Annotated in this window: 20 protein-coding genes; 8 read left to right on the forward strand and 12 right to left on the reverse strand. The window is 73.2% G+C overall.

Features of this window, described 5'->3' with window-relative positions; genetic code table 11:
- Positions 1-291: 291 nt before the first annotated feature.
- Positions 292-1,317, forward strand: coding sequence for a chymotrypsin family serine protease (locus ACZ7DL_RS31320; RefSeq protein WP_470779306.1), 1,026 nt, complete (start codon positions 292-294; stop codon positions 1,315-1,317).
- A gap of 74 nt (positions 1,318-1,391) precedes the next feature.
- On the opposite strand, the gene ACZ7DL_RS31325 is transcribed toward ACZ7DL_RS31320, so the two are convergent.
- Positions 1,392-1,625: a hypothetical protein gene (locus ACZ7DL_RS31325; RefSeq protein ID WP_470779307.1), complete on the reverse strand. Its 234-nt coding sequence runs from the start codon at positions 1,623-1,625 to the stop codon at positions 1,392-1,394.
- A gap of 212 nt (positions 1,626-1,837) precedes the next feature.
- On the opposite strand from ACZ7DL_RS31325, the gene ACZ7DL_RS31330 reads away from it, so the two are divergent.
- The 3 genes from ACZ7DL_RS31330 to ACZ7DL_RS31340 all read left to right on the forward strand — a co-directional run bounded on the left by ACZ7DL_RS31330 (position 1,838) and on the right by ACZ7DL_RS31340 (position 4,412).
- Positions 1,838-2,245, forward strand: coding sequence for a YciI family protein (locus ACZ7DL_RS31330; RefSeq protein WP_470779308.1), 408 nt, complete (start codon positions 1,838-1,840; stop codon positions 2,243-2,245).
- 8 nt (positions 2,246-2,253) lie between these two features.
- The gene (locus ACZ7DL_RS31335) at positions 2,254-3,426 is read left to right on the forward strand and encodes an RNA polymerase sigma factor (RefSeq protein ID WP_470779462.1); all 1,173 of its coding nucleotides are present in this window, start codon (positions 2,254-2,256) and stop codon (positions 3,424-3,426) included.
- A 527-nt stretch (positions 3,427-3,953) separates the two neighbouring features.
- Positions 3,954-4,412, forward strand: a complete 459-nt coding sequence (locus ACZ7DL_RS31340; RefSeq protein ID WP_470779309.1) for a Crp/Fnr family transcriptional regulator — start codon at positions 3,954-3,956, stop codon at positions 4,410-4,412.
- A gap of 53 nt (positions 4,413-4,465) precedes the next feature.
- On the opposite strand, the gene ACZ7DL_RS31345 is transcribed toward ACZ7DL_RS31340, so the two are convergent.
- Positions 4,466-6,181 (reverse strand): sensor histidine kinase, encoded by a 1,716-nt coding sequence (locus ACZ7DL_RS31345; protein ID WP_470779310.1) that lies wholly within the window; start codon positions 6,179-6,181, stop codon positions 4,466-4,468.
- A gap of 363 nt (positions 6,182-6,544) precedes the next feature.
- Between ACZ7DL_RS31345 and ACZ7DL_RS31350 the strand changes: the two genes are divergently transcribed.
- Both ACZ7DL_RS31350 and ACZ7DL_RS31355 read left to right on the forward strand, forming a co-directional pair.
- Positions 6,545-7,000, forward strand: a complete 456-nt coding sequence (locus tag ACZ7DL_RS31350; protein WP_470779312.1) for a pyridoxamine 5'-phosphate oxidase family protein — start codon at positions 6,545-6,547, stop codon at positions 6,998-7,000.
- Positions 7,001-7,311: 311 nt separating this feature from the next.
- Positions 7,312-7,707: an STAS domain-containing protein gene (locus ACZ7DL_RS31355; RefSeq protein ID WP_470779314.1), complete on the forward strand. Its 396-nt coding sequence runs from the start codon at positions 7,312-7,314 to the stop codon at positions 7,705-7,707.
- A gap of 27 nt (positions 7,708-7,734) precedes the next feature.
- Here ACZ7DL_RS31355 and ACZ7DL_RS31360 read toward each other — a convergent pair whose 3' ends face one another.
- The gene (locus tag ACZ7DL_RS31360; protein ID WP_470779316.1) at positions 7,735-8,640 is read right to left on the reverse strand and encodes a universal stress protein; all 906 of its coding nucleotides are present in this window, start codon (positions 8,638-8,640) and stop codon (positions 7,735-7,737) included.
- Between the two features lie 202 nt (positions 8,641-8,842).
- Here ACZ7DL_RS31360 and ACZ7DL_RS31365 point away from each other — a divergent pair, with 202 nt between their 5' ends.
- Together ACZ7DL_RS31365 and ACZ7DL_RS31370 are read left to right on the forward strand one after the other, a co-directional pair.
- Complete coding sequence (locus ACZ7DL_RS31365) at positions 8,843-9,382, forward strand: GNAT family N-acetyltransferase (RefSeq protein WP_470779318.1); 540 nt, start codon at positions 8,843-8,845, stop codon at positions 9,380-9,382.
- Between the two features lie 194 nt (positions 9,383-9,576).
- Positions 9,577-10,269: a response regulator gene (locus ACZ7DL_RS31370; RefSeq protein ID WP_470779320.1), complete on the forward strand. Its 693-nt coding sequence runs from the start codon at positions 9,577-9,579 to the stop codon at positions 10,267-10,269.
- A gap of 75 nt (positions 10,270-10,344) precedes the next feature.
- Here the strand turns inward: ACZ7DL_RS31370 and ACZ7DL_RS31375 are convergent, their stop codons facing one another.
- Genes ACZ7DL_RS31375 through ACZ7DL_RS31415 form a run of 9 tightly spaced genes read right to left on the reverse strand, consistent with a single transcriptional unit; the run spans position 10,345 to position 22,977 of the window.
- Positions 10,345-11,283 carry an LLM class F420-dependent oxidoreductase gene (locus ACZ7DL_RS31375; protein ID WP_470779322.1) on the reverse strand — a complete coding sequence of 313 codons (939 nt, stop codon included), beginning with the start codon at positions 11,281-11,283 and terminating at the stop codon, positions 10,345-10,347.
- Positions 11,280-12,551 (reverse strand): nucleotide sugar dehydrogenase, encoded by a 1,272-nt coding sequence (locus tag ACZ7DL_RS31380; protein ID WP_470779324.1) that lies wholly within the window; start codon positions 12,549-12,551, stop codon positions 11,280-11,282. Before ACZ7DL_RS31380 ends, ACZ7DL_RS31375 begins: the two co-directional genes overlap by 4 nt.
- Positions 12,551-13,432, reverse strand: a complete 882-nt coding sequence (locus ACZ7DL_RS31385) for a glycosyltransferase (RefSeq protein WP_470779326.1) — start codon at positions 13,430-13,432, stop codon at positions 12,551-12,553. The genes ACZ7DL_RS31380 and ACZ7DL_RS31385 overlap by 1 nt, the downstream gene beginning before the upstream one ends.
- The gene (locus ACZ7DL_RS31390) at positions 13,342-14,172 is read right to left on the reverse strand and encodes a polysaccharide deacetylase family protein (protein WP_470779327.1); all 831 of its coding nucleotides are present in this window, start codon (positions 14,170-14,172) and stop codon (positions 13,342-13,344) included. Before ACZ7DL_RS31390 ends, ACZ7DL_RS31385 begins: the two co-directional genes overlap by 91 nt.
- Positions 14,169-15,653: an Ldh family oxidoreductase gene (locus ACZ7DL_RS31395; protein WP_470779329.1), complete on the reverse strand. Its 1,485-nt coding sequence runs from the start codon at positions 15,651-15,653 to the stop codon at positions 14,169-14,171. The genes ACZ7DL_RS31390 and ACZ7DL_RS31395 overlap by 4 nt, the downstream gene beginning before the upstream one ends.
- A complete protein-coding gene (locus ACZ7DL_RS31400) occupies positions 15,637-16,416 on the reverse strand; it encodes a thioesterase II family protein (protein ID WP_470779331.1) in 780 nt (259 codons plus the stop codon). The genes ACZ7DL_RS31395 and ACZ7DL_RS31400 overlap by 17 nt, the downstream gene beginning before the upstream one ends.
- Complete coding sequence (locus ACZ7DL_RS31405; protein ID WP_470779333.1) at positions 16,413-20,015, reverse strand: amino acid adenylation domain-containing protein; 3,603 nt, start codon at positions 20,013-20,015, stop codon at positions 16,413-16,415. The genes ACZ7DL_RS31400 and ACZ7DL_RS31405 overlap by 4 nt, the downstream gene beginning before the upstream one ends.
- Positions 20,012-21,601, reverse strand: a complete 1,590-nt coding sequence (locus tag ACZ7DL_RS31410) for a condensation domain-containing protein (protein ID WP_470779335.1) — start codon at positions 21,599-21,601, stop codon at positions 20,012-20,014. Before ACZ7DL_RS31410 ends, ACZ7DL_RS31405 begins: the two co-directional genes overlap by 4 nt.
- Before the next feature lie 59 nt (positions 21,602-21,660).
- Entirely contained in the window at positions 21,661-22,977 is a 1,317-nt protein-coding gene (locus ACZ7DL_RS31415; protein WP_470779338.1) for an MFS transporter, read from the reverse strand.
- Positions 22,978-23,017 lie beyond the last annotated feature (40 nt).

A 23,017-nucleotide genomic window follows, 5' to 3' on the forward strand; every position in this document is an offset into this window, starting at 1 on the left:
ACGCCGAGCTCCCACCTGGTTTCCGTCAGCGACAGACAGCCCCAAGCCCAGGGCGCACAACGATCTGCAACTGGAGTACCAACCACAGGGCCAGGGAAGCGAATTGCCCGCCTGCGCCTTCAGGACCGATCCTCGAAATGACAGTGGCACAAGGGGGTCCTAGGATGGAATGAGCCCGAAATGGGAATCGTCGTGCTGCATTCCGCTATCTCCTCGTGGCCATGATCCCGCTGCTCGAATCACTGCGTTCTCCCGCATCAGCGTCTTTTGGCCGCAGGCGTGGGAGGAATCATGGACATCCCCGAGGAACTCGTCCAGGCGAAGAACCGCGTCGAGCCGGACCTGCTGGCGCTGCCCGGTGTCACCGGGATGGGCATCGGGCTGCGCGAGGAGCGGGGTGAACTCCTGGACGAACTCGCGGTCCGCGTCCAGGTGGACCACCCCCGATACATCACCGCGGACATCCCCGACGAGATCGGCGGGCTGCCCGTGTGCGTCATCGTCCGGCAGATACAGCCGTGCGCTACACCTGACACCCTGCGCTACGGTGACCTGCCGGGCGGAGTCATGATTCGCAACCCGCTGGTCGCCGAGGGAACCATGGGCGTCATCGTCGCGGACGCGAGCACGGCCGAGGCCGAGTTGCTGGGACTGACCTGCTACCACGTGGCCGGAGGTCCCGAGAACGACTTCCCGCACACCGTCTGGCAGCCGGTCAACCCGCCTCTGGTCGTGGGCAGCACGGTGCCTCACACGGACAACTTGGGAAGGGTGGACCGCGCCGACTTCCCGCAGACGCCTCCGTTGCCGGGCTCGCCCGTCCTCGTGGGCCTCGTGGACGCGGCGGTCTTCCATCTGGACGACGCGCAGTCGAACGGCCGGACGCTCTCCAGGCGGATCGTCGGCCGGACGCCCGGCGGGGCGGACCTGGTCGCCAAGGTCACCGCGACGGCCCGTTCCTTCGTCACGCAGCCCGTCCGGAAGCGGGGCTCTCAGACGCTCCTCACGTTCGGGAGGGTCATCGCCAACTTCTGGACCGTCCAGTGGTCGGCGGGCTCATCGGACACCTGGCTGATCGATCAGGCCGAGATCCTCGCGGACGACCCGCGCCCGGCGGACGGCGTCAATCCGGACGGGGTGTTCGCCCTGCCCGGCGACTCGGGATCCCTGGTCCTCGACGCCACCCAGCCGACGGCCGTCGGCCTGCTGTGGGGGGCGAACAAGCCCGGCGAATTCGGCCGTGTCGAGGGCAAGATCGCCATGATGTCCGAGATCGTCAACGTCGAGGCCCAGCTGGGCGTGACGGTACCGGTCTGACGAAGCCCCCCCCCCGCGGACGCGGCACCTCACCGCGTGCCCGATCGCGTGAGCAGCGGCGACGGTTCTCCCGCTCAGGCGCGCAGGAAACCGTCCCCGTGAGTGGCGATGTGGGATTCCAGAGCGGAGAGGGCGTCCTGAGTGGCCTGCGCCGACCCACTGCCGCGCCGCTCGGCGTAGTACGCCGCACCGAGTTGCTTCAGCAGATCGGTGCCGGCACGCTGCGCCTGGACCTCCTCCACCTTCTGCTTGCCCTGGTTCAGGGCGCTCTGCGCCTGCTCCTTGGCCCGGTCCAGAAAACCTGCCATGATCGCCTCCCGTCGTGTCCCGGTATCACTTCCCATCCCCCCGTCACGCATATGCATGCGCGCCTTCACATGGGCTAGTCACGTGACCCGCCGGGCACACCCTGAACAGCGGTGAAAAAATCTTGGCCGGCGATGTCGAGAACCCCTGACGGGCTCCGTCCCCGTGGTGAAGGCGACCACAATGGGTCGCACCAGCACCGAGGAGAGACACCATGGCCAAGTACCTGCTGCTCAAGCACTACCGCGGCGCCCCGGCTCCGGTCAACGACGTGCCCATGGACCAGTGGACGCCGGAGGAGATCTCGGCTCACGTGCAGTACATGCAGGACTTCGCGGCCCGGCTGGAGAAGACCGGCGAGTTCGTCGACGGCCAGGCCCTCGCCCCGGAGGGGGCGTGGGTCCGGTACGACGGTGAGGGGCGCCCGCCGGTCACCGACGGCCCGTTCGCCGAGACCAAGGACCTCATCGCCGGCTGGATGGTGATCGACGTCGACAGCTACGAGCGCGCCGTCGAACTGGCCGGGGAGCTGTCGGCCGCGCCCGGAGCGGGCGGGAAGCCGATCCACGAGTGGCTGGAGGTGCGCCCGTTCCTGGCCGCGCCGCCCACCATCACGGAGTGACCTCACCGATGGACGAGCCCCTGCTCCGCAGCCTCACGCCGAGCGTGATCGGCGTCCTCGTCCGCCGCGGAGCCGACTTCGCGGCGGCCGAGGACGCCGTACAGGACGCGCTTCTCGAGGCGGTCCGCGGCTGGCCCGCCGCCTCCCCCAGCTCTTCGGGCAGGGGCGAGGCCGTGCGGGACCCCAAGGGCTGGCTGGTCACCGTGGCCTGGCGCAAGTTCCTCGACGCGACCCGGGCGGATGCCGCCCGCCGCCGGCGTGAGGACCGTCTCGACGCGGAGCCGGCGCCCGGGCCCGCGGCCGCGGTGGACGACACGCTCCAGCTCTATTTCCTGTGCGCCCACCCGTCGCTGACGCCGTCGTCCGCGGTCGCACTCACCCTGCGGGCCGTGGGCGGGCTGACCACCCGCCAGATCGCCCAGGCGTACCTGGTGCCCGAGGCGACCATGGCCCAGCGGATCAGCCGGGCCAAGCGCACCGTCTCGGGCGTGCGGTTCGACCAGCCCGGTGACGTCGCCACCGTGCTGCGCGTCCTCTACCTCGTCTTCAACGAGGGCTACTCCGGCGACGTCGACCTCGCCGCCGAGGCCATACGGCTCACCCGGCAGCTCGCGGCCGCCATCGACCACCCCGAGGTGGCGGGGCTGCTCGCCCTCATGCTGCTCCACCACGCCCGGCGCGCCGCGCGGACCGCACCGGACGGCAGCCTGGTACCGCTCGCCGAGCAGGACCGCGGCCGGTGGGACACCGGGCTGATCGCCGAGGGCGTCGAGATCCTTCAGGCCGCCCTCGCCCGCGACCGGCTGGGCGAGTTCCAGGCCCAGGCCGCCGTCGCGGCTCTCCACGCCGACGCGCCCACCGCCGAGGAGACCGACTGGGTGCAGATCGTCGAGTGGTACGACGAGCTTGCGCGCCTGACCGACAGCCCGGTCGTCCGGCTCAACCGCGCGGTGGCGGTCGGCGAGGCCGACGGACCGCGCGCCGGGCTGGCGGCGCTCGCGGAGCTGGACGCCTCGCTGCCCCGCCACACCGCGGTGGCGGCGTACCTGCACGAGCGCGACGGCGACCTGACGACGGCGGCCCGGCTGTACGCCGAGGCGGCCCACACGGCACCCAACCTCGCCGAGCGCGACCACCTGACGCGCCAGGCCGCCCGGCTCAACGCCGGCCGGAGCCACTGACGCGTCCCACTCGGCACGCGATTCGCTGTTCTCGGCGTCTGCCGCGGCGGGCCGGGCCGCCGGGGCGAGTGAGGTGGTCACCGCGTCGTACTGCTCGCGTTGCCCGCGGGATCGGGCCGGTCGGCTCTGGTGCGCATCCCGTTTCCATGGTGTGCTGGTAGGGACGGGAAGGACCCGCTGAAGACGCGGGGAAGCGGCTGGCAGCCGCGCACCGCGCAATCCGGATCCGCGAGAAGCGGGTGGCGCCCTTCCCGTCCTGTCCGCCGTGGCCCGGTCGGTGGTTCCGGGTGCCGCGGCGATCCGGTGCCGGCCGCTCGTGCCGTCGATCCGCAGATGAGGGTGTCGTGGTCTCGACGGACGAAGGGACCGGAGCAGGGCCGCTCCGAGCGTTCTCCTCCCCCGCGGTCCGGCCGGCGGCGTCGTCCGGCTCGGGGCCGATGGGCCCCAGGCCGGGCCCGAGTGGCCCGTGGCGGTCCGGGCCGGACGCGCCCACCCTGGGAGCAGAAGCCAAGAAGGGAGCCGGTGCGATGACCTCCGCCACCACCATGACCACGGCACTTGAGCCCGTGCACCGCGAACGGCTGATGCGCCTCGCCCACGAGGTCTCCTTCGAGGCCGGGGCCCGCCTGTTCGAGGAGGGTCGGCGCGCCGACCGTTTCTGGATCGTGCGCACCGGCACCGTCGCCCTCGACCTGCACGTGCCCGGCCGCCAGCCGGCCGTCATCGAGACACTCGGGCGCGGCGAACTCGTCGGGTGGTCCTGGCACTTCCCGCCGTATCTCTGGCAACTGGGCGCCGAGGCGATGAGCCCGGTGCGGGCCTGGGAGTTCGACGCCGAGACCGTACGCGCACTGTGCGCGGAAGACCCTGCGTTCGGCCGGACGATCGCCGCCTGGGTCGGGCGCGTGGTCGCCCAGCGGCTGCACGCCTCCCGCATCCGGTTGCTCGACCTCTACGCCCCCTACGGCAGCGGTGGCCTGACATGACCGCGGCGAGCGGAATCCGGGCGGCGTCCCGCACCTGTCCGCACCCTCCGAGTTCACGAGGGTAGCGGGACCCGCCAGTCCAGCATGGTGCCGTGTCCTTCGGGGCTGGTCACCTCGAGTCGCCCGCCGAGATTCTCCGCCCGCTCAGCCATGTTGCGCAGTCCGCTGCGCCGGCCGGCGGGCGGGATGCCCACGCCGCTGTCGGAGACCATCAGACACACCTCGCGGCCGTCGGTCGTGAGGACCACCTGGGCCCGGTCGGCGCGGGCGTGCCGGGCGATGTTGGTCAGGGCCTCGGACAGTACGGCCACGACGTGGTCCGCGATCTCGGCCGGCACGTCGGTGTCGACCAGTCCCTCCATGCGCACGCTGGGGGCGAAGCCCAGCACGGGGGCGGCCTCGCCGGCCACCCGTACGACCCGCGCCCGCAGTCCGCTCCGGGCGGTGCCCTGGCGGGCTCGCAGCCCGAAGATCGTCGACCTGATGATCTTGATGGTCTCATCCAGGTCGTCCACGGCCCGCAGCACCCGCTCGGCGGCCTCCGGGTGCTCGATGAAACGGCCCGCGCTCTGCAAGGTCATCCCGGTGGCGAACAGCCGTTGGATGGCCAGGTCGTGCAGATCGCGGGCGATCCGGTCGCGGTCCTCCAGGAGTGCGATCTGCTGGGCGTCCTGCCTGCGCTCGGCCAGTTCCATCGCGATCGCGGCCTGGGCGGCGAAGCCCTGGAGCATCTCGGTCTCCTTCCGGCGGAAGACCTGCCTGCCGGCTTCGCGGACCACCAGCACCACCCCTCGAACGCCGCCCGCCCCGGTGCCGATCGGGACGGCCACGGCGGGGCCGAGACCGCCGAAACGTGGGGGCTCGGGCGCGATCCGGGGGTCGTGCACGACATCGTCGCTGGTGACCGGGGCACTCGCGATGTACGCCAGCCCCATCAGGCTTTCCTCCATGGGCAGCACCAGTCCGCGGTGCGCCTCCGCGTCCACTCCGACGGCGATCTCGACGGTGAGCGACTTCGTGCCCTCCATGGGCAGGGCGACCGCTGCCAGCGCCGAGCCCGAGATCTCCCGGGCCCGCTCGGCGATCAGCCCGAGGGACTCGGCACGCTCGCTGCCGGACATCAGGCTGTTGCCGATCTCCGCGTTGGCCCGCAGCCAGCGCTCGCGCAGCCGGGAGTCCTCGTACAGGCGGGCGTTGTCGATGGCCACGCCGGCGGCCACGGCCAGTGTGGAGAGGACCGACTCGTCCTCCTCGTCGAACTCCAGCCCACCGCGCTTCTCGGTCAGGTACAGGTTGCCGAAGACCTGGTCGCGGACCCGGATCGGGACACCGAGGAAGCTGTTCATCGGCGGATGGCCCGGCGGGAAACCGTACGAGGCCGGGTGGCCGGAGATCTTCGCGAGCCGGAGCGGCTGCGGGTCGCGGATCAGCTCGCCGAGGATGCCGTGGCCCTCCGGGTAGGGGCCGATCACGGCGATCTGCTCCTCGGTGACGCCCACGGTGTGGAAGGCGGACAGCCGGGTGCCGTCCGGGCCGATGACGCCCAGGGCCGCGTACTCGGCCTCCACGAGCACCGCGGCCGCCTCCACGATGGAGCGCAGGGCCTGCTCCAGCTCCAGCTCACGGCCGACGGAGAGCACCGCCTCCAGCAGACTGTGCACGCGGTCCTGCGTGCCCCGAGCCGCGTCGATCCGAGCCTGAAGCTCCTCCAGCAGCTCGTCGAGCTTCAGCTGAGGCAGTCGTACGCGGGGCTCCTCCGGGCTTGCCACCACGTCCCTCCAGGTCTCCTAGGCGCGCCGACCCGGCACCGGGGGTCAGCTCCACCGTATCCCGTCCCCAGTGGACGACGGGACGTCGGAGCGGCAATCGGCCACTCCCCCTCCCCGCGGTCGACGAGTCGGTCCGGCTGATGGTGCTCCGCTTCGACACCGGTGGCCGAAGCGGAGCGAACGGAAGGACGGCCGGCCCCGGTTCGGGGGCCGATCGGCACTGGAGAGGCGGACGGGCCGGGACGGATCGTGGAGTCAGGAGCGGCACCGAATCCCCCGCGGTGTCGCTCCGCCCGTGCGGTGCGACAGCACGCACGGGCCCCGTTCCGGCGGCAAGAGAGTCCCCCGCGCGCGAAGCCAGCCGTGATCCGTCATCCCGCAGCGACGCCCCACCACGTCGAACTCGACCGGGCCGAGGCGCTGCGCCTGCTCGGCAGCCTGTCCTTGGGCCGGGTCGTCTTCACGCGTCAGGCGCTGCCCACCGTCCGCCCGGTCGACCACATCCTGGACGGCGGTGACCTCGTGATCCGCACGCACGAGGGCGCGTCCCCGACGTCCCAGGCCCGGCAGTCCGACAGCGCCGGTGTGGTGGTCGCCTACGAGGCCGACGTGATCGACCCGGACACGCATCTCGGCTGGAGCGTGGTGGTGACCGGCTACGCCCGCCTGGTCACCGATCCTGCCGAACTGGCGCGGATTCGCGGCCTGTTGGCTCCTTGGGTGCCGCACCAGGGGATGGACCACGCGGTCCGTATCCATCCCGAACCGGTCACGGGGGTGTTGCTCGCCGGGAGGGACGACGCGTCGGGCCGAGCGTAGGAGCGCCACTGCCCTCGGCCGGTCTGTCGGTCGAGGGCGGAGCCTTTCATGGCGCTCCTCACCCTCTTCGGTCGGTCCGCCGCGGGGATCCGCCGTTCCGGCACGGTGCCGGATCCGGTCCCGCACGTTCAGCTTCGCGGGCGGGTGAGCGGTACTGCTTGAGCCGTCCGGCCCTCACGTCCGGCTGCACGGCACCCTCCTCGAAACCGTCGGCACGAGGGCCCGCACGTGCCGCGCGGTGCCCGGACGGGCTCCCGGCCAGGGCCGGACGGCCCTACCGCCCCGTCCGGCGTCCCCGGTTGGCTCTCCCTATGTCCGAGAACGACACGGCCCAGCTGCCAGAGCACCGCGCCGAGCAGGACGTGGTCGTGGCCCATGGGGTGAGCGGCGGAGCGACCCTCGTGTCCCTGCGCGGCGACATCGATCTGCTGACCGTCTCCACCCTGGCGGAACGGCTCGACGCCCTCACCGCACATACGCGCCCCGACCTGGTGGTGGATCTGCGGTCGGTGGCGTTCATCGACTGCGCCGGGCTGGGTGTGCTGTGCCGCGCACGCAACCGGGCACTGGCCCGCCAGGGCCGGCTGCGGCTGGTCACGGAGAGTGCGACCGTGCGGCGGATGCTGCGGGTGACGGGACTGGAAGAGGTCTTCGAGCTGCACGCGCGACTCCCGCGGCCGCTGCCTGGGGCCCATGGAGCCTCGTAGGCGTGGGTCGTGCGCGTCGGGCGACGGTCAGTCGTGCGGAACCACGGCGACCGGGGCCACGACGTGGTGCAGGACGGCATGCGCGACGTGGCCGATATGCGGGCCGAGGGGGTTGGTGCGGATGCGCCGGCCGACGACGACCAGCGATGCCTGGCGGGACGCGCCGACGAGCACCTGCGCGGCGCTGCCGCACCGGCTCGCCTCGATCACCTGCACATCCGGGAACTTCTGCCGCCAGGGCCGCAGCAGCTCGGTCAGGACCGTGGACTGCCCGCGGGCGAGCGATCCGGTCCGCTCGGCGTCCCCGTGGAAGTGGTGGAAGGAAGCGGACGGCTCGCTCCAGCCGTGCACGACCCGCAAGGAGGCGCCCCGGCGCGCGGCGGCGTCGAAGGCGAACTCCAGCAGGGCCTCGTCCGGGGCACCGGTGTCCAGGCCGAGGACGACGGGCCGGAAGGGGGTCGCGGCGGACGGTACGCCGGCCGGGTCCGCCTTGTGCTCGTCGGCGGCCTGCTCTCCGGCCCGGACCAGCACCACGGGGCGTTCGGCGTGGGCGATGACGGCCAGGCTGACCGAACCGGCCATGAACCCACCGATCGCACCGAAGCCGCGGGAGCCCAGGGCCATGAGCTCGGCGGCGTCCGCCGCCTCGGTCAGGGCTTCGGCCGGGTTCCCGGTGAACTGGTCGGTGATCACTTCGAGCCCGGGGTGACGCAGCCGCAGCCCCTCGGCGGCCTCACGGGGAACCTCTCCGGTCCGGGGCCGGCGGGTCTCGGCGCCGACGAGCGGGGCCCGGGCCACGGGTCCGGGCAGCGGCTCCCGGACGTGGACGATCTTCAGCGGCAGACCGCGTAGCCGTGCTTCGCGCGCCGCCCATTCGCCGGCGGCCCGGCTCTCGGGCGAGCCGTCGAGACCTGCCGTGACGCTTCGGGTCATCACCACGACCTCCCGGGACCGGGTTCCGCTTCCAGCGTGATGGCACCCCGGCTCGCGGGGTCAGGGGCCGCAGGTCCCCGTGCGGGACCGACCGGCCCTGTCCGGGGGGCGGGGCGACGGGCCGCCGAACGGCCCGTACGGGGGCTGCGGCGGCCATTGCAGTTGCTTTATGCGCGTAAGAGCTGAGTGCCATGATCTCGGGATGACTGCCGCACTCACCTTCCAGCAGCTCACCTCCCCGGACGACGCCACCCCCCAGCTCCGACGCGCTCTCACCGAGTGCTGGGTCGAGGTCACCGACGCGGGCGGTCCGGCAGGCTTTCCCTTTCCTCCTGTCGATGCCGCCACGGTGACGTCGGTTCTCGATCGCATCATCGGCCTGCTCGCTCCCGACACCAGTCGACTGCTCACGGCAACCATGGATGGGGAACTCGCAGGCTGGCTCAACGTTCGTCGCGACCGGTCCGAGCTGATCGCGCACTGGGGCACTCTCCATCATGTTCAGACCCGCACCGCCATACGCGGGCGTGGTGTCGGCCGTGCCCTCATGAATGAGGTGCGCAAGGTCGCCAAGGAAGAGATGGGCCTGGAACAACTGCGCCTCGCCGCCCGCAGCGGCGTTGGCTTGGAGAACTTCTACGGGCGGCTCGGCTGGAAGGAAGTCGGCCGGTGGCCGGGCGCCCTCCGACTTGCCGAAGGCGACGACCGCGACGAGATCCTCATGATCCTCGCCCCACTCTGATCCGCACAGCCGGAAGCCGCGGCGCGCCCGGTGCGGTACCTCGAAAGGGTGGTGGACGTGCTGGGCGACCCCGCCCGCGACGAATCATGGAACGAGTGGGGCCGGTCGGCCCTAGCCGGGACGGCGGCGACGGATGGATGATCAGGCTCGTGAACCGCACGCAGCGTCCGTCACCCGCGGAACGAGAGGTCCTCATGGCCGAGACACGCACCTTCACGGAACAGGACCCGATCCGCGTGTTCCTCCTGGACGACCACGAGGTGGTACGGCGTGGACTGACCGACCTGCTCGACGCCGAACCTGACATCTCGGTGGTCGGCGACGCGGACACCGCCGAGCACGCCCTCGCCCGCGGCCCCGCCCTGCGCCCGCACGTCGCCGTGCTCGACGTCCGGCTCCCGGACGGCGACGGCATCACGGTCTGCCGCGAACTGCGCAGCCGGATGCCGGAACTCGCGTGTCTGATGCTGACCTCGTTCGACGACGAGGACGCACTGCTGGACGCCATCATGGCCGGGGCCTCCGGCTATGTGCTGAAGCAGATCAAGGGCTCGGACCTGGTGTCGGCCGTGCGCACCGTCGCGTCCGGGCAGTCGATGCTGGACCCCGCGACGACGGCCCGCCTGATGAACTCCCTGCGGGCGGAGCCCTCCGTGTCCGCGTCGCTGCCGCCCGAGCTCGCGAGCCTGTCGCCGCGCGAGCGGGACATCCTCGCGCTGATCGGAGACGGTCTCACCAATCGCGAGATCGGCAAGAAGCTGTTCCTGTCGGAGAAGACCGTCAAGAACCACATCTCGCGGATCCTGGCGAAGCTGGGCGTCCAGCGCCGGGTGCAGGCGGCGGTCCTGGCGTCCCATCTGGAACCGAGGGAGTCCGGGGAGGCATGACAGGGGACACGGACGCGGCGATCCCCGGTCGTCCGGGGTGCCGTGGACGCACCGGCCTGCGGCGGGCCCGGCCCGTCAGGCGAGTTGGGGCATGACCTCCGCGGCGACGACTTCCAGGTGGTCGCGGTCCTCCAGGTCGAACGGCTGGAGGTAGATACGGTCGACGCCCGCCTCGACGAATCTGCCGATCTTGTCGACGACTTCGGACGGCGTGCCGGAGATGCGGCTCTTGGAGAACGCGCCGCCCTCGGGGCCCAGGGCGGCGGCACGGCGGCGGAATTCCGCTTCGGTGCGGCCGCAGCACAGGACCTGGGCGACGGACAGGTGGAGGGTGTCCGGGTCGCGGTCGGCGTCGCGGCATGCCTGACGGACGCGGTCGAAGAGCGGAACGGTCGCGTCCAGGGACAGGAAGGGGACGTTGAACTCGTCGGCGTAGCGGGCGACCAGGCGGGGGGTGCGGGACGGGCCGTCGCCGCCGATCAGAAGGGGCGGCCGGGGCTGCTGGACCGGCTTGGGGAGCGCCGGCGAGTCCGCGAGCCGGTAGTACGTGCCCTCGTAGGTGAAGGTCTTTCCCGGTGGGGTCTCCCACAGGCCCGTGATGACGGCGAGTTGTTCCTCGAAGCGGTCGAAGCGCTCGCGGAGCGTGGGGAACGGGATGCCGTACGCCGTGTGCTCCTCCTCGTACCAGCCCGTGCCCAGGCCGAGTTCGACCCTGCCGCCGCTCATGTGGTCCACCTGGGCCACGGCGATCGCCAGGGGACCCGGGAGGCGGAAGGTCGCCGAACTCATCAGGGTGCCCAGCCGGATCCGGCTCGTCTCCCTGGCCAGTCCGGCCAGGACGGTCCAGGAGTCGATCGGGCCGGGCAGGCCCGGGACGTCGCCCAGCTTCAGGTAGTGGTCGGAGGTGAAGAAGCCGTCGTATCCGCAGTCCTCGGCGGTGCGGGCCACACTGAGCAGGCGATCGTAGTCGGTGCCCTGCTGCGAGGCCGTGTAGACGCTCAGCCTGGGTTTCATGCGTGCCTCCGGGGGTCGTACACAAGACGTGCGTGGTGCAGGAGTTCGGTGTCGTAGACGGAGTGGTGCTGGGCGACGAGGACGAGGTCGGCCTCGGCGATCACGGCGCCGAGACGGGACACGGACTTGTGGTGGCGGCCGTCCACGAGTAGTTCGGGGACGTACGGGTCATGGATGCGGACCTGGGCGCCGCGGGCGGTCAGCTCGCGGATCAGGGGCACCACGGGGCTGTTGCGGATGTCGGACACATTGGGTTTGTAGCTGACGCCGAGGACCAGGACCTCGGCTCCGTCCAGCGGGGTTCCCGCCGTCCGCAGCAGCGTCTCGCACAGGTCCACAACCCTGACCGGGCGTTCGTCGTTGATGCGCTGGGCCAGCTCCACCAGGTGCAACGGTGTCCCGGCGGCGCGCGCCGAGTGCGCCAGGTACAGGGGGTCGACGGGAATGCAGTGGCCGCCGACGCCGACGCCGGGGTAGAAGGGCTGGAACCCGAACGGCTTGGTCGCGGCCGCGTCGATCACCGCCGTCGCGTCGATGCCCAGGGCGTCGCAGTAGGCGGCGAATTCGTGGACCAGCCCGAGATTGACCTGGCGGTAGGTGTTCTCCAGGACCTTCGTGGCCTCGGCCTCGCGCAGCCCGGCCGTGATGTGCACGGAGGACACGACGCCTCCGTAGAGCTCCTCGGCACGCAGGGCGCAGACCGGGGTGAGACCGCCGATCACGCGCGAGGTGTCGGCCGAGTCGAACACGGGGTTGCCGGGATCCACGCGTTCCGGGACGTGCGCCAGGCTGAAGTGCACGCCGGCGACGAGGCCGGAGCGTTCCAGGACGGCCCGGACCACGCCGTCCGTCACTCCCGGGTACACGGTGGACTCGATCACCACCAGCTGGCCGGGTCGCAGGTGGGCCGCGACCGTGCCGCAGGCGGCGCGCAGGGCGGTCAGGTCCGGTTCCCCGGCGGCGTCGACGGGGGTGGGCACGCACACCACCACCGCGGAGCAGCCGGCCAGCGCCTCGGTGTCGTCCACGGCGCACAGCGCATCGCCGAGCCGTCGCACCCGGTCGTCGGGGACGGTGTCGACGGGGCTGCGGCCGTCGCGGAGCGTCGCCGTCACCTCGGGGCGGTTGTCGATACCGATCACCGGGTGCCCGGCCTCCGCGAAGGCGACCGCCTGCGGCAGCCCGGCGTAGCCGAGGCCGATGACACCGACGCGGCAGCGCGCTCCCACGGGCGTGCGCGTGCTGACCGGCAGGGTGAGTTCGCTCATCACGCACCGCGCCGGGTCGTCGTGGCGGTCGGGCTCTGCGCCGGTCGGTCCCCGGGTCCGTGCCGCACGGCCGCCGGGGCCGCTGTCTCGTCTCGGGTGCGGGGCATCAGGCGGCCGAGGGCGTGCACGACGCCAAGGGCCCGGTTCAGCTCGCGCACCGCGTGGTCGTCGCCGACGGCGCTGTTCCGGGCGGTGGCGACCAGGTCGGAGACGGTCATGCGCCGGGGGTGGTCGGCCCCGGCGGACCATGCGTTGCGCAGGGCGGCGGACCATCCCTTGCCGTTGCGGTGGGCGATCACGAGATCGGGGTGGAACCGGACGGGGGTCCCGACCTCGTCGAGAGAGCGGGCGAGACTGTTGTCGCCGCCCACCCCCTCGTTGCTGAATCCGTGCACCCCGTGGAACGCCGACGTGAGCACGGAACCGTTGCCGCAGGCGAAGAAGTCGACCGGGGTGCCCTCGCGCAGTGCCCGGTAGCGGGCGTCGTAGCGCGCCTGCCGGGCGCGCGAGACGAGACCGGCGTCGAAGCCCAGGACCCGGCCGGTGAGGGCCGGCCGGTCGGCGTCCACACCGGCCGCCACCGTCAGCCAGTCGCCCCGCGGTACGGCGTCGTCGTCCAGGAAGGCCAGCACATCGCCGTCCGCGACCTCCACGCCCAGACGCCTGCTGGCCCCCGCGCCGAGCCGCTCGGGGTTGCGCAGCAGGACCACGGGCAGGTCGCTGTCGCGGGCCGGTGCCGTGGCGTCGGGGGTGGTGGAGGCGTCGTCCACCACGATGACCTGGTGCAGCGTCACGCCGGCCGGCAGCCGGTGGGCGCACTCGGCGAGGCCGTCGAGACATCGGCGCAGGTCCGCTGCCCTGTTGCGGGTGGGGATGAGCACCGAGATCCGTACCACTGTTCTCTCCAATCTGCGGCCATGGCGGGCCAGCGGTCGGTCTCGTGGACCGGCAGGTAGGTGCGCCTGATCTGGAGCGGGCGAGCCGTCCAGGGGGCGGGGGCGGACTTCACGGTCCCGAAGCCGAGCACGGTGGACGGCACCGGGTTCACCTCGGGGATGAGGCCGTAGGGGTAGGCGAAGGAGCGCGCGGGGCGTCCGGTCCGCTCGGCCACGTCCCGCAGCGCGTCGTGCACCTCGCGTTCGGCGCTCGCCGGGTCCAGCTCGTCGAGTTTGGGGTGCGTGCGGGTGTGCGCGGACAGGACATGACCGTCGGCCGCCAGGCGACCGGCCTCCGCCCAGTCCAGGTAGGACTCCCTGGGCGGCAGAGCGGCGCGTTGCTGCGGCGTCATCGTGGACGCGCGGTCGAGTCGCTCCGTGGTGCAGAACAGCAGGACGCGGACGTCGAACTCGGCCAGCACGGGAGCGGCCAGGGTGAGCGTGTCGCGGTAGCCATCGTCGAAGGTGAACAGCACGCTCGGGTTGTCGGGCGGCCGGAAGCCGGGTCCGACGTCGGTGGGCTCCAGCGCCGGTCCCACCCGCGTCAGGACGGTCTCCAGACCGCGGCGGAAGTCGTCCGGGTCCAGCGAGGTGTAGTGCCGGACCAGCGGGTTGACGTGGTGGAAGTAGAGCACGAGCGGCCAGCCCGGAGCGCTGCCGAGGGCAGGATCGGCGAGCGGCGTCATGAGGCGTCCCAGCCCAGTGCCGTGACGATCGACGCGGGCAGCTCCAGGCCCTGCTTCTCGGCGTGTTCGGCCTTGCCCTCCTCCAACTGGTCGGGGAAGTAGGGTCGTTCGGGCGTCGTGTCGTGGCCCGCCTCCACGGCACCGCGCAGCTGGGTGACCAGGGCCGCGAGGTCGGCCGGGGCGGCGGGCGCGTCGGAACGCACCGCGGGGTCGGTGAAGTGCCGGACCGAGAACCCGACGAACAGCTGTGCGCAGCGCATGACTTCGCCCGTCCGCGTGACCTGCCGAGCCACGTCCGGGCTGACCAGGCCGCCGGCCAGGCCGCCGGCCAGGATCTCGGCGATCAAGGTGATGCACAGGCCCTTGTAGTCGCCGAACAGGGGTATGGAGCCGCCCTGGTCGAGTTCGGCGGGGTCGGTGGTGGGGGCGCCTTCGGGGTCCAGCAGCCAGCCTGGGGGGACGGGTTCGCCGCGGTGCCGGGCGTCTCTGATCTTGCCCGCGGCGACGATGCCGGTGGCGAGGTCGATACAGAAAGGCTCTTCCGCCGGCGTGGGAGTGACCAGACAGACGGCATTGCTGCCGAGGGTGGGGCGGCGAGCGCCCGGGGCGGCCACCGAGGGCGCCGAGATGTTGAGCAGCAGGCCGACCACACCGTGCTCCTGGAAGGGCCGGCGGTAGGCGGCGAGCATGCCGACATGGTTGTTGGTGTGCACCGCGACGGCGGCCAGGCCGTGCTCCGCGGCGGTGGTCGCGCACCAGCGGGCGGCCAGGTCGGCGGCGGGCTGGCCGAACCCGCCGCCCGCGTCGACGGAGGCCAGCGTGGACGTGACGGAGGTGAGCCGCGGTTCGGCGCCGGCGACGATGCCGCCGTCCGTGATGCGCCGCAGATACGTCGGCAGCAGGGCGACACCGTGCGAGGCGTGGCCGCGCCGGTCGGCGTCGACGAGGACGTCGGCGACGAGGGAGGCGGTGCCGGCGTCGGTACCGGCCTCGGTGAGGGAACGGTGGGTGCGCTGCCGTACCTCGTCCAGGGTCATGCGAACGGCCGGCGGCGGCGCGGGCCGCTGCGGCTCGGCCAGGAAGCGGCCGCCCTGGAGAGTCAGTGTGCGGTGCTCGCCCGGGATCGGCGCCGACGTCCAGCCGGGCCCGCCGAGCACCAGGACGCCGGCGTGTGGCCCGTTCGGCAGGGGCGTGGTGGTCGCCGTCGCGGTCGGACGGTCACCACCGTCCAGGACGAGCGTCTCCCCTGCGCGGGGGCGGTCGCCGAGGGCACCGGTCCGGGCCCGGGCCGCGCGGACCGTGCCGTACCGGGGGCGCAGGCGGCCGGTGAGCAGCGCGGCGAGGCTTCGGCGCGCCGTGGCGTCGAGGCCGGTGAGCAGCACCGTCTCGCCGGCGGCGACACGCAGGTCGGCGCCGCGCAGCAGGACGCGTTCGGCTCCGTCCGGCCCCAGGGCCAGGACGACGTCAGACAGTTCCAGCACGGTGGTCCCCTTCCGGAGCGATCGGCGGCAGCCAGGCGGTGAGCGCGGCGGCGACGCCGACGGGGTTCGTGGCCAGCAACAGGTGGCCGCCCTTCACGGGCGTGATCTCCAGGGCGGAGACGCTGTCGCGCCATGCCTCGACGGAGTCGACCGGGCATCCCGGGTCGTCGGGGGCGTAGAGCGCCAGGGCCGGGGCGGGCGTCGTCATCGCCGGGTCGGTCCGCTCGGGCAGCCACTCGGCGAGGGCGGTGAAGTCGGCTCGCAGGGAGGGCAGCAGCAGTTCTAGCAGCTCGGGCATCTCGGCGATCTCCTCCGGGACGCTTCCCATGTCGATCACCTGACGGATGAAGTCGGCGTCGGCGGCGGTCGCGTCGGGCAGGTCGCCGGGCCACGAGGGAGCCGACCGGGACACCAGCACGAGTCCTGGAACGGTTCTGCCCCGCCGGGACAGCTCGATCGCGGCCAGCCAGGCGACCAGGGCGCCCGAGCACTGGCCGAGCAGCACGGGGGCGGTGCCGGTGAGCTCCTCGGCCTCGGTCGCGGCGGCGACGGTGTCCCCGACCAGGTCGGCCAGCCGGGCGGGTGGTTCGTCGAGGAAGCGGGACTCCCGGCCGCCGAAGGCCACGCCTGCCACCAGCCAGTCGTCGGGGAGAGCGGCCCGCAGCGGGTTGGCGGTCGCGGAACCGCCGCCGGCGTGCGGGACGACGAGTACGGTACGTGCCGGACTTTCGGGGTGTTCCTCCGGCAGAGCGAATGCCGTCATGACGGGCGGCCTCCCACCGTGGTCAGCTCGGGGCGGATGAGTTCGGACAAGGTGCGGAAGGTGGGCGAGGCGTACAGGTCCCGGGGAGCGACACGCACCCCGTGCTCCCTGGTGAGCCAGGCCACCAGACGGGCGAAGGCCAGGGAGTCGCCACCGGAACGGAAGAACTCCGCGTCCGGGCCGGAGGGCGGACGACCGAGCGCCTGCGTCCAGGCGAGCCGCGCGAGGGCGGCGGCGGGATCCGGGGCTGCGGTAAGAGCCGGCCCCACCGCGGCAGACGCCTCGGGCGCGGCGGCCGTCTCGGGCGCGGCGGCCGTCTCGGGCCCGGAAGACGCCTCGGGCCCAGTAGACGGCTCAGGCAAGGGAGTCGGTCCCGCCTCCGGCGCCTGGCGTTCCTGCTCTTCCACCAACGGTCGTGCCCCCGCCGCCACGGCCGCCGCGTCCACCTTTCCGTTGGTGGTCAGCGGAATCGTGTCGAGCACCGACCACAGCGTGGGGACGCAGTAGCCCGGCAGGATGCGGGAGAGGCGGGCGGCCAGCTGCGACGCGGACAGGCCGGCCGGGCCGTCGGGTACGACGCCGGCCACCAGGCGGCGCTGCGCCGCGTCCGGGCCGACGGCGACGACCGCGGCGTCCTTCACACCGGGCTGTGCGGCCAACGCGAGGCGGACCTCGTCCAGTTCCACACGGTAGCCCCGGATCTTCACCTGCCGGTCCACGCGGCCGAGGAAACGCAATTGCCCCGCACCGGTCAGCCGGACGAGGTCACCGGTGCGGTAGGTGCGCTCCCCGGCGGCCGGGATCACGCGGAACGAGTCCGCTGTGCGTTCGGCGTCCCCCGCGTAGTCCAGCGCGAGGCCCAGCCCGGTGACGTACAACTCGCCGATGCCGCCGGGCGGAACGGCCCGTCCCGACGCGTCGAGGACCAGTGCGCCACTGCCGGGTACGGGGGTGCCGATCGGCAGGGGGCCGATCGCCTCGCACGGGTCGTCGAAGTGGGCGACGGTGCTGAACGTGGTGTTCTCCGTGGGGCCGTAGCCGTTGGTCACGCGCAGGCCCGGGTAACGGGTGAGCAGGTCGCGGACCTGCTCGGGCGGCACCACGTCCCCGCCGGCGAGGACGTGCGAGGCGCGGGCGAAGCCGTGCGGGGCGAAGTCGGCCATGAGCCGGAAGAGCCCTGCCGTCAGCCACAGCACGTCGACCTCGCGTTCCAGCAGGAACCGGGCCAGCTCGGCGGGCGCGACCAGGCCGGGCGGATGGACCTCGACGCAGCCCCCGCCGACCAGGGGGGCGAAGACCTCCAGGGTGGAAGCGTCGAAGGCGAGGGGGGCCAGCCTCAGCATCCGCCGTCCGGGGCCGCAGGAGACGACCTGCCCGGGCGACGGCCACACCAGCCGGGCCACGGCCCGGTGCGGCACCCGTACCGCCTTGGGCAGCCCGGTCGAGCCCGAGGTGAAGGCTATGTAGGCCACCCGGTCGCCGCGTGGAGCGGGCGGCTGCACCTCCGGCTGCCGCTCGCGGGACGCGAGACGGATGTCGACGGGCGCGACCCGGCGTACCGGGAGCGGGCAGGCGCTCTCCGCGCGCCGGGCGAACGTGCCGCTCGCCGGATCGGTGCCGGCGAGGACGGCCGCGGGGGGCAGGACCCGCAGGAGGGTGCGCAACCGCTCGTCGGGCGTGCTCGGGTCGATGGCGACATAGTGGGCGCCGACGGCGAGGACGGCCAGCACGGCGACGATCTCCAAGACGCCGCGTTCCAGGGCCAGCAGCACCGGGTCGCCGTCGGTGACACCGGCTTCGGTGAGTGCGGCGGCCTGGGCGGTCACGGACCGGACCAGCTCCGTGTACGTCAGTGTGGTGTCGCCGTCCCGGACGGCCGGGGCGTCGGGGTGGGCGCGGGCGGTGGCCAGCACCAGGGACCACAGGTCGCTGCCGGCGACCTCCGGCGGCAGCGGGGGCCCGGTGCGCAGCGCGTCGAGGCGGGCCCGCTGGGCGGGGGTTGTGGTCCGTATCTCGGCGAGCGGCGCGGCGGGCAGCCCGGCGAGTTCCTCCAGGGTCCACTCGACAGCGTCCAGCAGGTCGTGGGCCTCGTCGGGCAGGAAGGCGCCGTGTGCGTATTCAAGGGCCAGCCGCGGCTCGTCGCCCGTGCGCTGGACGTAGAGGGTGGCGTCGAACGGCGCGCCGTGGCAATGCCCCTCGTGCAGGCGGAGGGTGACCTCGCCCCGCCGTACCTGTTCCGGTATCAGGTCGTCGTGCGCACCGAGGACGAACTGCACCAGCGGGTTGCGCCGGCGGTCGTGCGGCACGCCGATGGCCGGTACGAGGTCCTCGACGGGGACGTCGGACGCGGCCACGGCGTCCGAGAGCGCGTCGGCGACGGCCACGACATACTCGGTGACGGTCGCGGTGTCGTCCAGGACGCAGTGCACGGGGACGAGCCCGGAGCAGGGGGCCAGCACCCCGTGGAGGGCTGGGTCCCGGCGTCCGGCGACGGGCACGCCGACGAGGAGTTCGCGCGCGCCGCTGCGCCGCCCCAGGACCAGGGCGTAGGCGGCCAGCAGTACGGCGGTCCCGGTGGTGCCGGTGGCCCGGGCCAGATCGCGCCAGGCCCGGGCCGAGGACGGGCCGAAGGCGGCGGGCAGCCGGTCGCCGCCCACCTCCCAGCGGGCGGGCCGCCGCGCGTCGCCGGGCAGTTCGAGCACCTGGGGGACCGGTCGCAGCCGGTCGGCCCGGCCGCGCAGTGTTTCGTGCCAGGCGGGCGTGGCGGTGCGGGCCCGGTGCGCGGCGAGCACGCTCTCCGGACTGGGGGCTGGGGTGGGCAGGATCTGCCCCGCGAGAAGGGCGGCCAGTTCGTCGAAGAGAACGCCGAACGACCAGGCGTCCAGCAGCGCGTGGTGGGCCAGGACGGACACCAGCAGGCGGTCGGCGGCAGCGGGCCGGGTCACGGTGGTGACGGCGAAGTGGACCGGGGGCCGTTCGTACGGGCGCAGCAGTGCCGCGCCGGCCCCGGCCAGCTGCGTGTGCACGACGGCGACGGGGTCCGTGCCGTCCGGAATCCGCAGGGTGTGGTGCCGGATCACGGGCCTGGCGTGCGGGACGACCCGGCGCCCGACCCTGCCGGTTTCGGGGTCGGCCGGCACGAACACGGTGCGCAGGCCCTCGTGCCGCTCGACCAGTGCGGTCAGTGCAGCCGGCACCGCGACCGCGGGGGCGCCGTCGACCTCGGCGGTGAACAGCAGGTGGTAGGCGGGGCCGGGGGCGAGGTCCTCGACGCCGAGCATGCCGGTCTGCCCGGGCAGCGCGGCACGGCCGGCGCCAGGCTCGGTCAGTTCGGGTGAGGGTGCGGCCGGGGGCGGCGGACCGGCGGCGCGCAGCACCGCGCCCACCGGTTCACGCCCGAGGATCCGGTGCAGTGGCAGGTCGGCGCCGGCCCGGGCGGCCTCGCCGACGAGATGCAGGGCCTGGAGGGACGAGCCGCCCAGGGCCGTGAAGGACAGGCGTTCGCACCGCTCCCGCACCTCTGCCGGCGGCAGCCCCAGCGCGGTGGCGGCCAGTTGCAGCAGGGTGGCGAAGCCGGGTGTGTCGGTGGGCCCGGTCATCGGGGCGCACCTCCGTCGACCGGGGCCGGGTCGCCGCCGGCGAGTTCCGACAGCAGTGCCGTCGCCCCGTCCAGCAGCTGCCGTGCCGTTTCCTCGGTGTAGTGGTCCGTGCTGTACCGGATGGTCAGCACCAGCTGGTCGGCCACCACGTCGCCCTCCACGTTCAGCACCCACGGTTCCCGCTGCCGGGCCGACCGGCGGCTGCCGCCCGCCGCGTCGGCCGGGCGCAGCCAGCGGCCCACCCGGTCGTTGACCTGGTTGATACGGCTGCGGAAGTTGAGCCGGATCCCGCTGCCGTGCAGGGCGTCGGGCCCGTCCGGGCCGTCGGCCGGGAGCCGGTCCCCCGCGTGGTGCAGTGCGTCGAAGCCGAACTTGTGCGGCGGAACCGCGGCGAGGTCGGCGAGGGCGTCGGTCTGCCAGGACGCGCGCGGCCCGGAGTGGATCACCACGGGGTACGTCGACTGGAGGTAGCCGAGTGCGCTGGTGATGTCGTGGCCGTCGGGGACGCCGTCCCGGCCGTGGTGGTACGTGTCCACGCTGACGGCGGGCAGGTCGAACCGCTCGGCCACGGACCGGGCGACGGCGGCCAGCACGAGAAGGCCGACGGGGTGCCCGAGCCGTCCGGCCGCCGTCTGGAGGGCGGCGGTGTGCCGCTCGTCCAGGCCGGCCGTGACGGCAGTGGAGGTCGACAGCGTGCCCGGACCGTCCGAGTCGGTGGGCACCGGGGGCACGTCCGCCAAGCCGAGCGCGGTCCAGCGCGCCGCGTCCTCGTCGGCCCGCGGGGACGCGAGCCAGGCGGCCAGGTCGGCGGCGAGATCACGGGGCTGGGCGGCGGACCGCCCGGGTTCGCGGCCGATCAGCGCGTCTTCCAGCTCGTCGGCCAGCATCGTCAGGGAGTAGCCGTCGAGGGTGAGGTGGTGCACGGCGATCTGGAGGTAGCGCTGCCGGGGCAGCCACAGGGCGTTGAACACGCGGCCCTCGGCGAGCCGATGGCCGCGCACCGCCTCCTCGAACGCCTCGGCGAGTCGGCTGTCGTCGGCGTCCACGGTGGTGAACAGTCCGTCCGGTGCCTGGGGAAGGACCTCGGCGACCGGGCCGTCGGGGCCGTCCAGCAGGTAACGGGTGCGCAGCGCCTCGTGCCGGTCGCTGAGCCGGCGTACGGCCGCCTCGATCCGCTCGGCGTCGACCTTGTCGCCGTCCGGTGTGGTCTCGGGCACGTCGAAGACCCAGACGAAGCCGAAGTGGTCGGGGTCCGTGAAGGCGTTGGAGATCCAGCGCGACTGGCAGGGCAGCAGGGGCACGGGCCCGGCGGACGGCCGGGCCTGCGCCCGGCCCGCGGTCGTGTTGTCCGCGTGCAGGCGGGCGAGGATGCCGCCGAAGGTGCGGCCGTGCAGGAAGTCGGCGGGTCCGGCGGCGAAGCCGGCCTTGCGCAGCTGGGTGACGCTGCGCACCATCAGCAGCGAGTCCCCGCCGGCGGCGAAGAAGTCGGCGTCCCGGCCGGAGGGGGGCTTGCCCAGGGCGGCTTCCCACACGTCGGAGAGCAGCCCGGCGAGGGCGTCCGGTCCGGAGTCGACGGATTCCGTCATGGTTGAACTGGGTCCTTTCCTTACGGTCTCCCGTACCGGCCCGGAGCCGGCGGTGACGCTCAGCTCGCGGGAGGGGTGGCGCTCTTGGGCTCGATCGGGGAGGCGGCGGGGGGGTGTGCGGTGTCCGGTCCGGCCGCCGTGCGCACCAGCCACGCCGACGCCAGGCAGCCGACGACGAGCAGGGCGGCCAGGGCGAACCAGGCCAGGTCCGCGTCGGCGGCGATCAGGGTGGTGACCAGAACCGGGCCGACCGCTTCCTGGGCGGCCAGGCTCAGCCCGAACAGCGACAGGTACCGGCCGCGCAGCCGCTCCGGCGCCAGGCTCATGGACACGGTCCACTCCCCGACCGCGCCGAAGAGCTCGGTCAGGGTGTGGGCGAGGACCGCCAGCACCAGCAGGCCGATCACCACGGCCGTGGCGTCGCCGAAGCGGTGGGCCGCCCAGTAGCCGATCGCCGCGAGGACGAACAGCACGGCGGCCGCCCGGTAGACGCGCGGCGCCTGGGCGGGAGAGGTGCAGCTCTTGGCCGTGCGCATCTGCAGCAGCACGACCAGCACGGTGTTGAAGGTGAACAGCAGGCCGACGAGGCCGGCGGGGGCGCTGGTGTACTCGTACACCCACAGCGGCATGCCGATGGTGAACGCGGTCGAGTACATCAGGACGAGGATGTTCAGCACCGCGAGACTCACGTACCGCCGGTCGGCGAACACCTGCCGGTAGCCGGCGCGTGGCCTGCCCGGCTCGGGGGGCTGAGCGGGCTGGGTGGGGCGGATGACGGGAATGGTGAGGACAAGGGCGATGGCCCCGGTGTAGGAGACGGCGTTGACCACCAGCACCGCCTGGTAGCCGGTGTGTGAGCCGAGGGCCAGGACGGCCGCGGTGACCAGGCCGCCGATCCCGAATCCGACGTTGAGGACGGCCCGTTGGAAGGCCATGAGGGGCACCTGGTCCTCGGCGTCCGCGATGGTGGTGAGGAAGACCTTCCGGGCCGGGTTGACCATGCGGTCCGCGACATGGGCGACGCTCGCCACGGCGACGAGACCCGCCCAGTTGTGGACCCCGAGGAAACCGACGTACGCCACGGCACCCGCCGCCCAGCAGCCGACCACCACCTTGCGCGCGCCGAACCGGTCGATCAGCGTGCCGGACAGCGGGGTGGCGAGGCTGCCCACGAGTCCGGCGACGCCGAGGCCGGTTCCGACGGAGCCGGCGCTCAGGCCGACCACGACCGTGAAGTAGAGAACGGAGATCGGCAGGAACATGCCGGTGCCGACGGCGTCCACGACCGCGACCAGGGCCCAGCGCTTGGCCGCGGGTGCGTCCGGCACACCCGCGCGGCTCAGGACGGCACGGCCCCGCGCTCCCCACTTGGTCATGGACTTCTCCCTTGCATGGTCGGTGGCGTCGGCCCGGCGG

The organism is Streptomyces sp. NPDC036984 (genome assembly GCF_055607665.1).

Excerpts from the sequence above, each read along its gene's own strand:
- ACZ7DL_RS31365 (WP_470779318.1), top strand. The coding sequence starts at position 8,843 with ATGACTGCCGCACTCACCTTCCAGCAGCTCACCTCCCCGGACGACGCC.
- ACZ7DL_RS31380 (WP_470779324.1), bottom strand. The coding sequence starts at position 12,551 with ATGAGCGAACTCACCCTGCCGGTCAGCACGCGCACGCCCGTGGGAGCG.
- ACZ7DL_RS31325 (WP_470779307.1), bottom strand. The coding sequence starts at position 1,625 with ATGGCAGGTTTTCTGGACCGGGCCAAGGAGCAGGCGCAGAGCGCCCTG.
- ACZ7DL_RS31410 (WP_470779335.1), bottom strand. The coding sequence starts at position 21,601 with ATGACGGAATCCGTCGACTCCGGACCGGACGCCCTCGCCGGGCTGCTC.
- ACZ7DL_RS31375 (WP_470779322.1), bottom strand. The coding sequence starts at position 11,283 with ATGAAACCCAGGCTGAGCGTCTACACGGCCTCGCAGCAGGGCACCGAC.
- ACZ7DL_RS31405 (WP_470779333.1), bottom strand. The coding sequence starts at position 20,015 with ATGACCGGGCCCACCGACACACCCGGCTTCGCCACCCTGCTGCAACTG.
- ACZ7DL_RS31330 (WP_470779308.1), top strand. The coding sequence starts at position 1,838 with ATGGCCAAGTACCTGCTGCTCAAGCACTACCGCGGCGCCCCGGCTCCG.
- ACZ7DL_RS31370 (WP_470779320.1), top strand. The coding sequence starts at position 9,577 with ATGGCCGAGACACGCACCTTCACGGAACAGGACCCGATCCGCGTGTTC.
- ACZ7DL_RS31415 (WP_470779338.1), bottom strand. The coding sequence starts at position 22,977 with ATGACCAAGTGGGGAGCGCGGGGCCGTGCCGTCCTGAGCCGCGCGGGT.
- ACZ7DL_RS31320 (WP_470779306.1), top strand. The coding sequence starts at position 292 with ATGGACATCCCCGAGGAACTCGTCCAGGCGAAGAACCGCGTCGAGCCG.
- ACZ7DL_RS31360 (WP_470779316.1), bottom strand. The coding sequence starts at position 8,640 with ATGACCCGAAGCGTCACGGCAGGTCTCGACGGCTCGCCCGAGAGCCGG.
- ACZ7DL_RS31390 (WP_470779327.1), bottom strand. The coding sequence starts at position 14,172 with ATGACGCCGCTCGCCGATCCTGCCCTCGGCAGCGCTCCGGGCTGGCCG.
- ACZ7DL_RS31355 (WP_470779314.1), top strand. The coding sequence starts at position 7,312 with ATGTCCGAGAACGACACGGCCCAGCTGCCAGAGCACCGCGCCGAGCAG.
- ACZ7DL_RS31400 (WP_470779331.1), bottom strand. The coding sequence starts at position 16,416 with ATGACGGCATTCGCTCTGCCGGAGGAACACCCCGAAAGTCCGGCACGT.
- ACZ7DL_RS31340 (WP_470779309.1), top strand. The coding sequence starts at position 3,954 with ATGACCTCCGCCACCACCATGACCACGGCACTTGAGCCCGTGCACCGC.
- ACZ7DL_RS31335 (WP_470779462.1), top strand. The coding sequence starts at position 2,254 with ATGGACGAGCCCCTGCTCCGCAGCCTCACGCCGAGCGTGATCGGCGTC.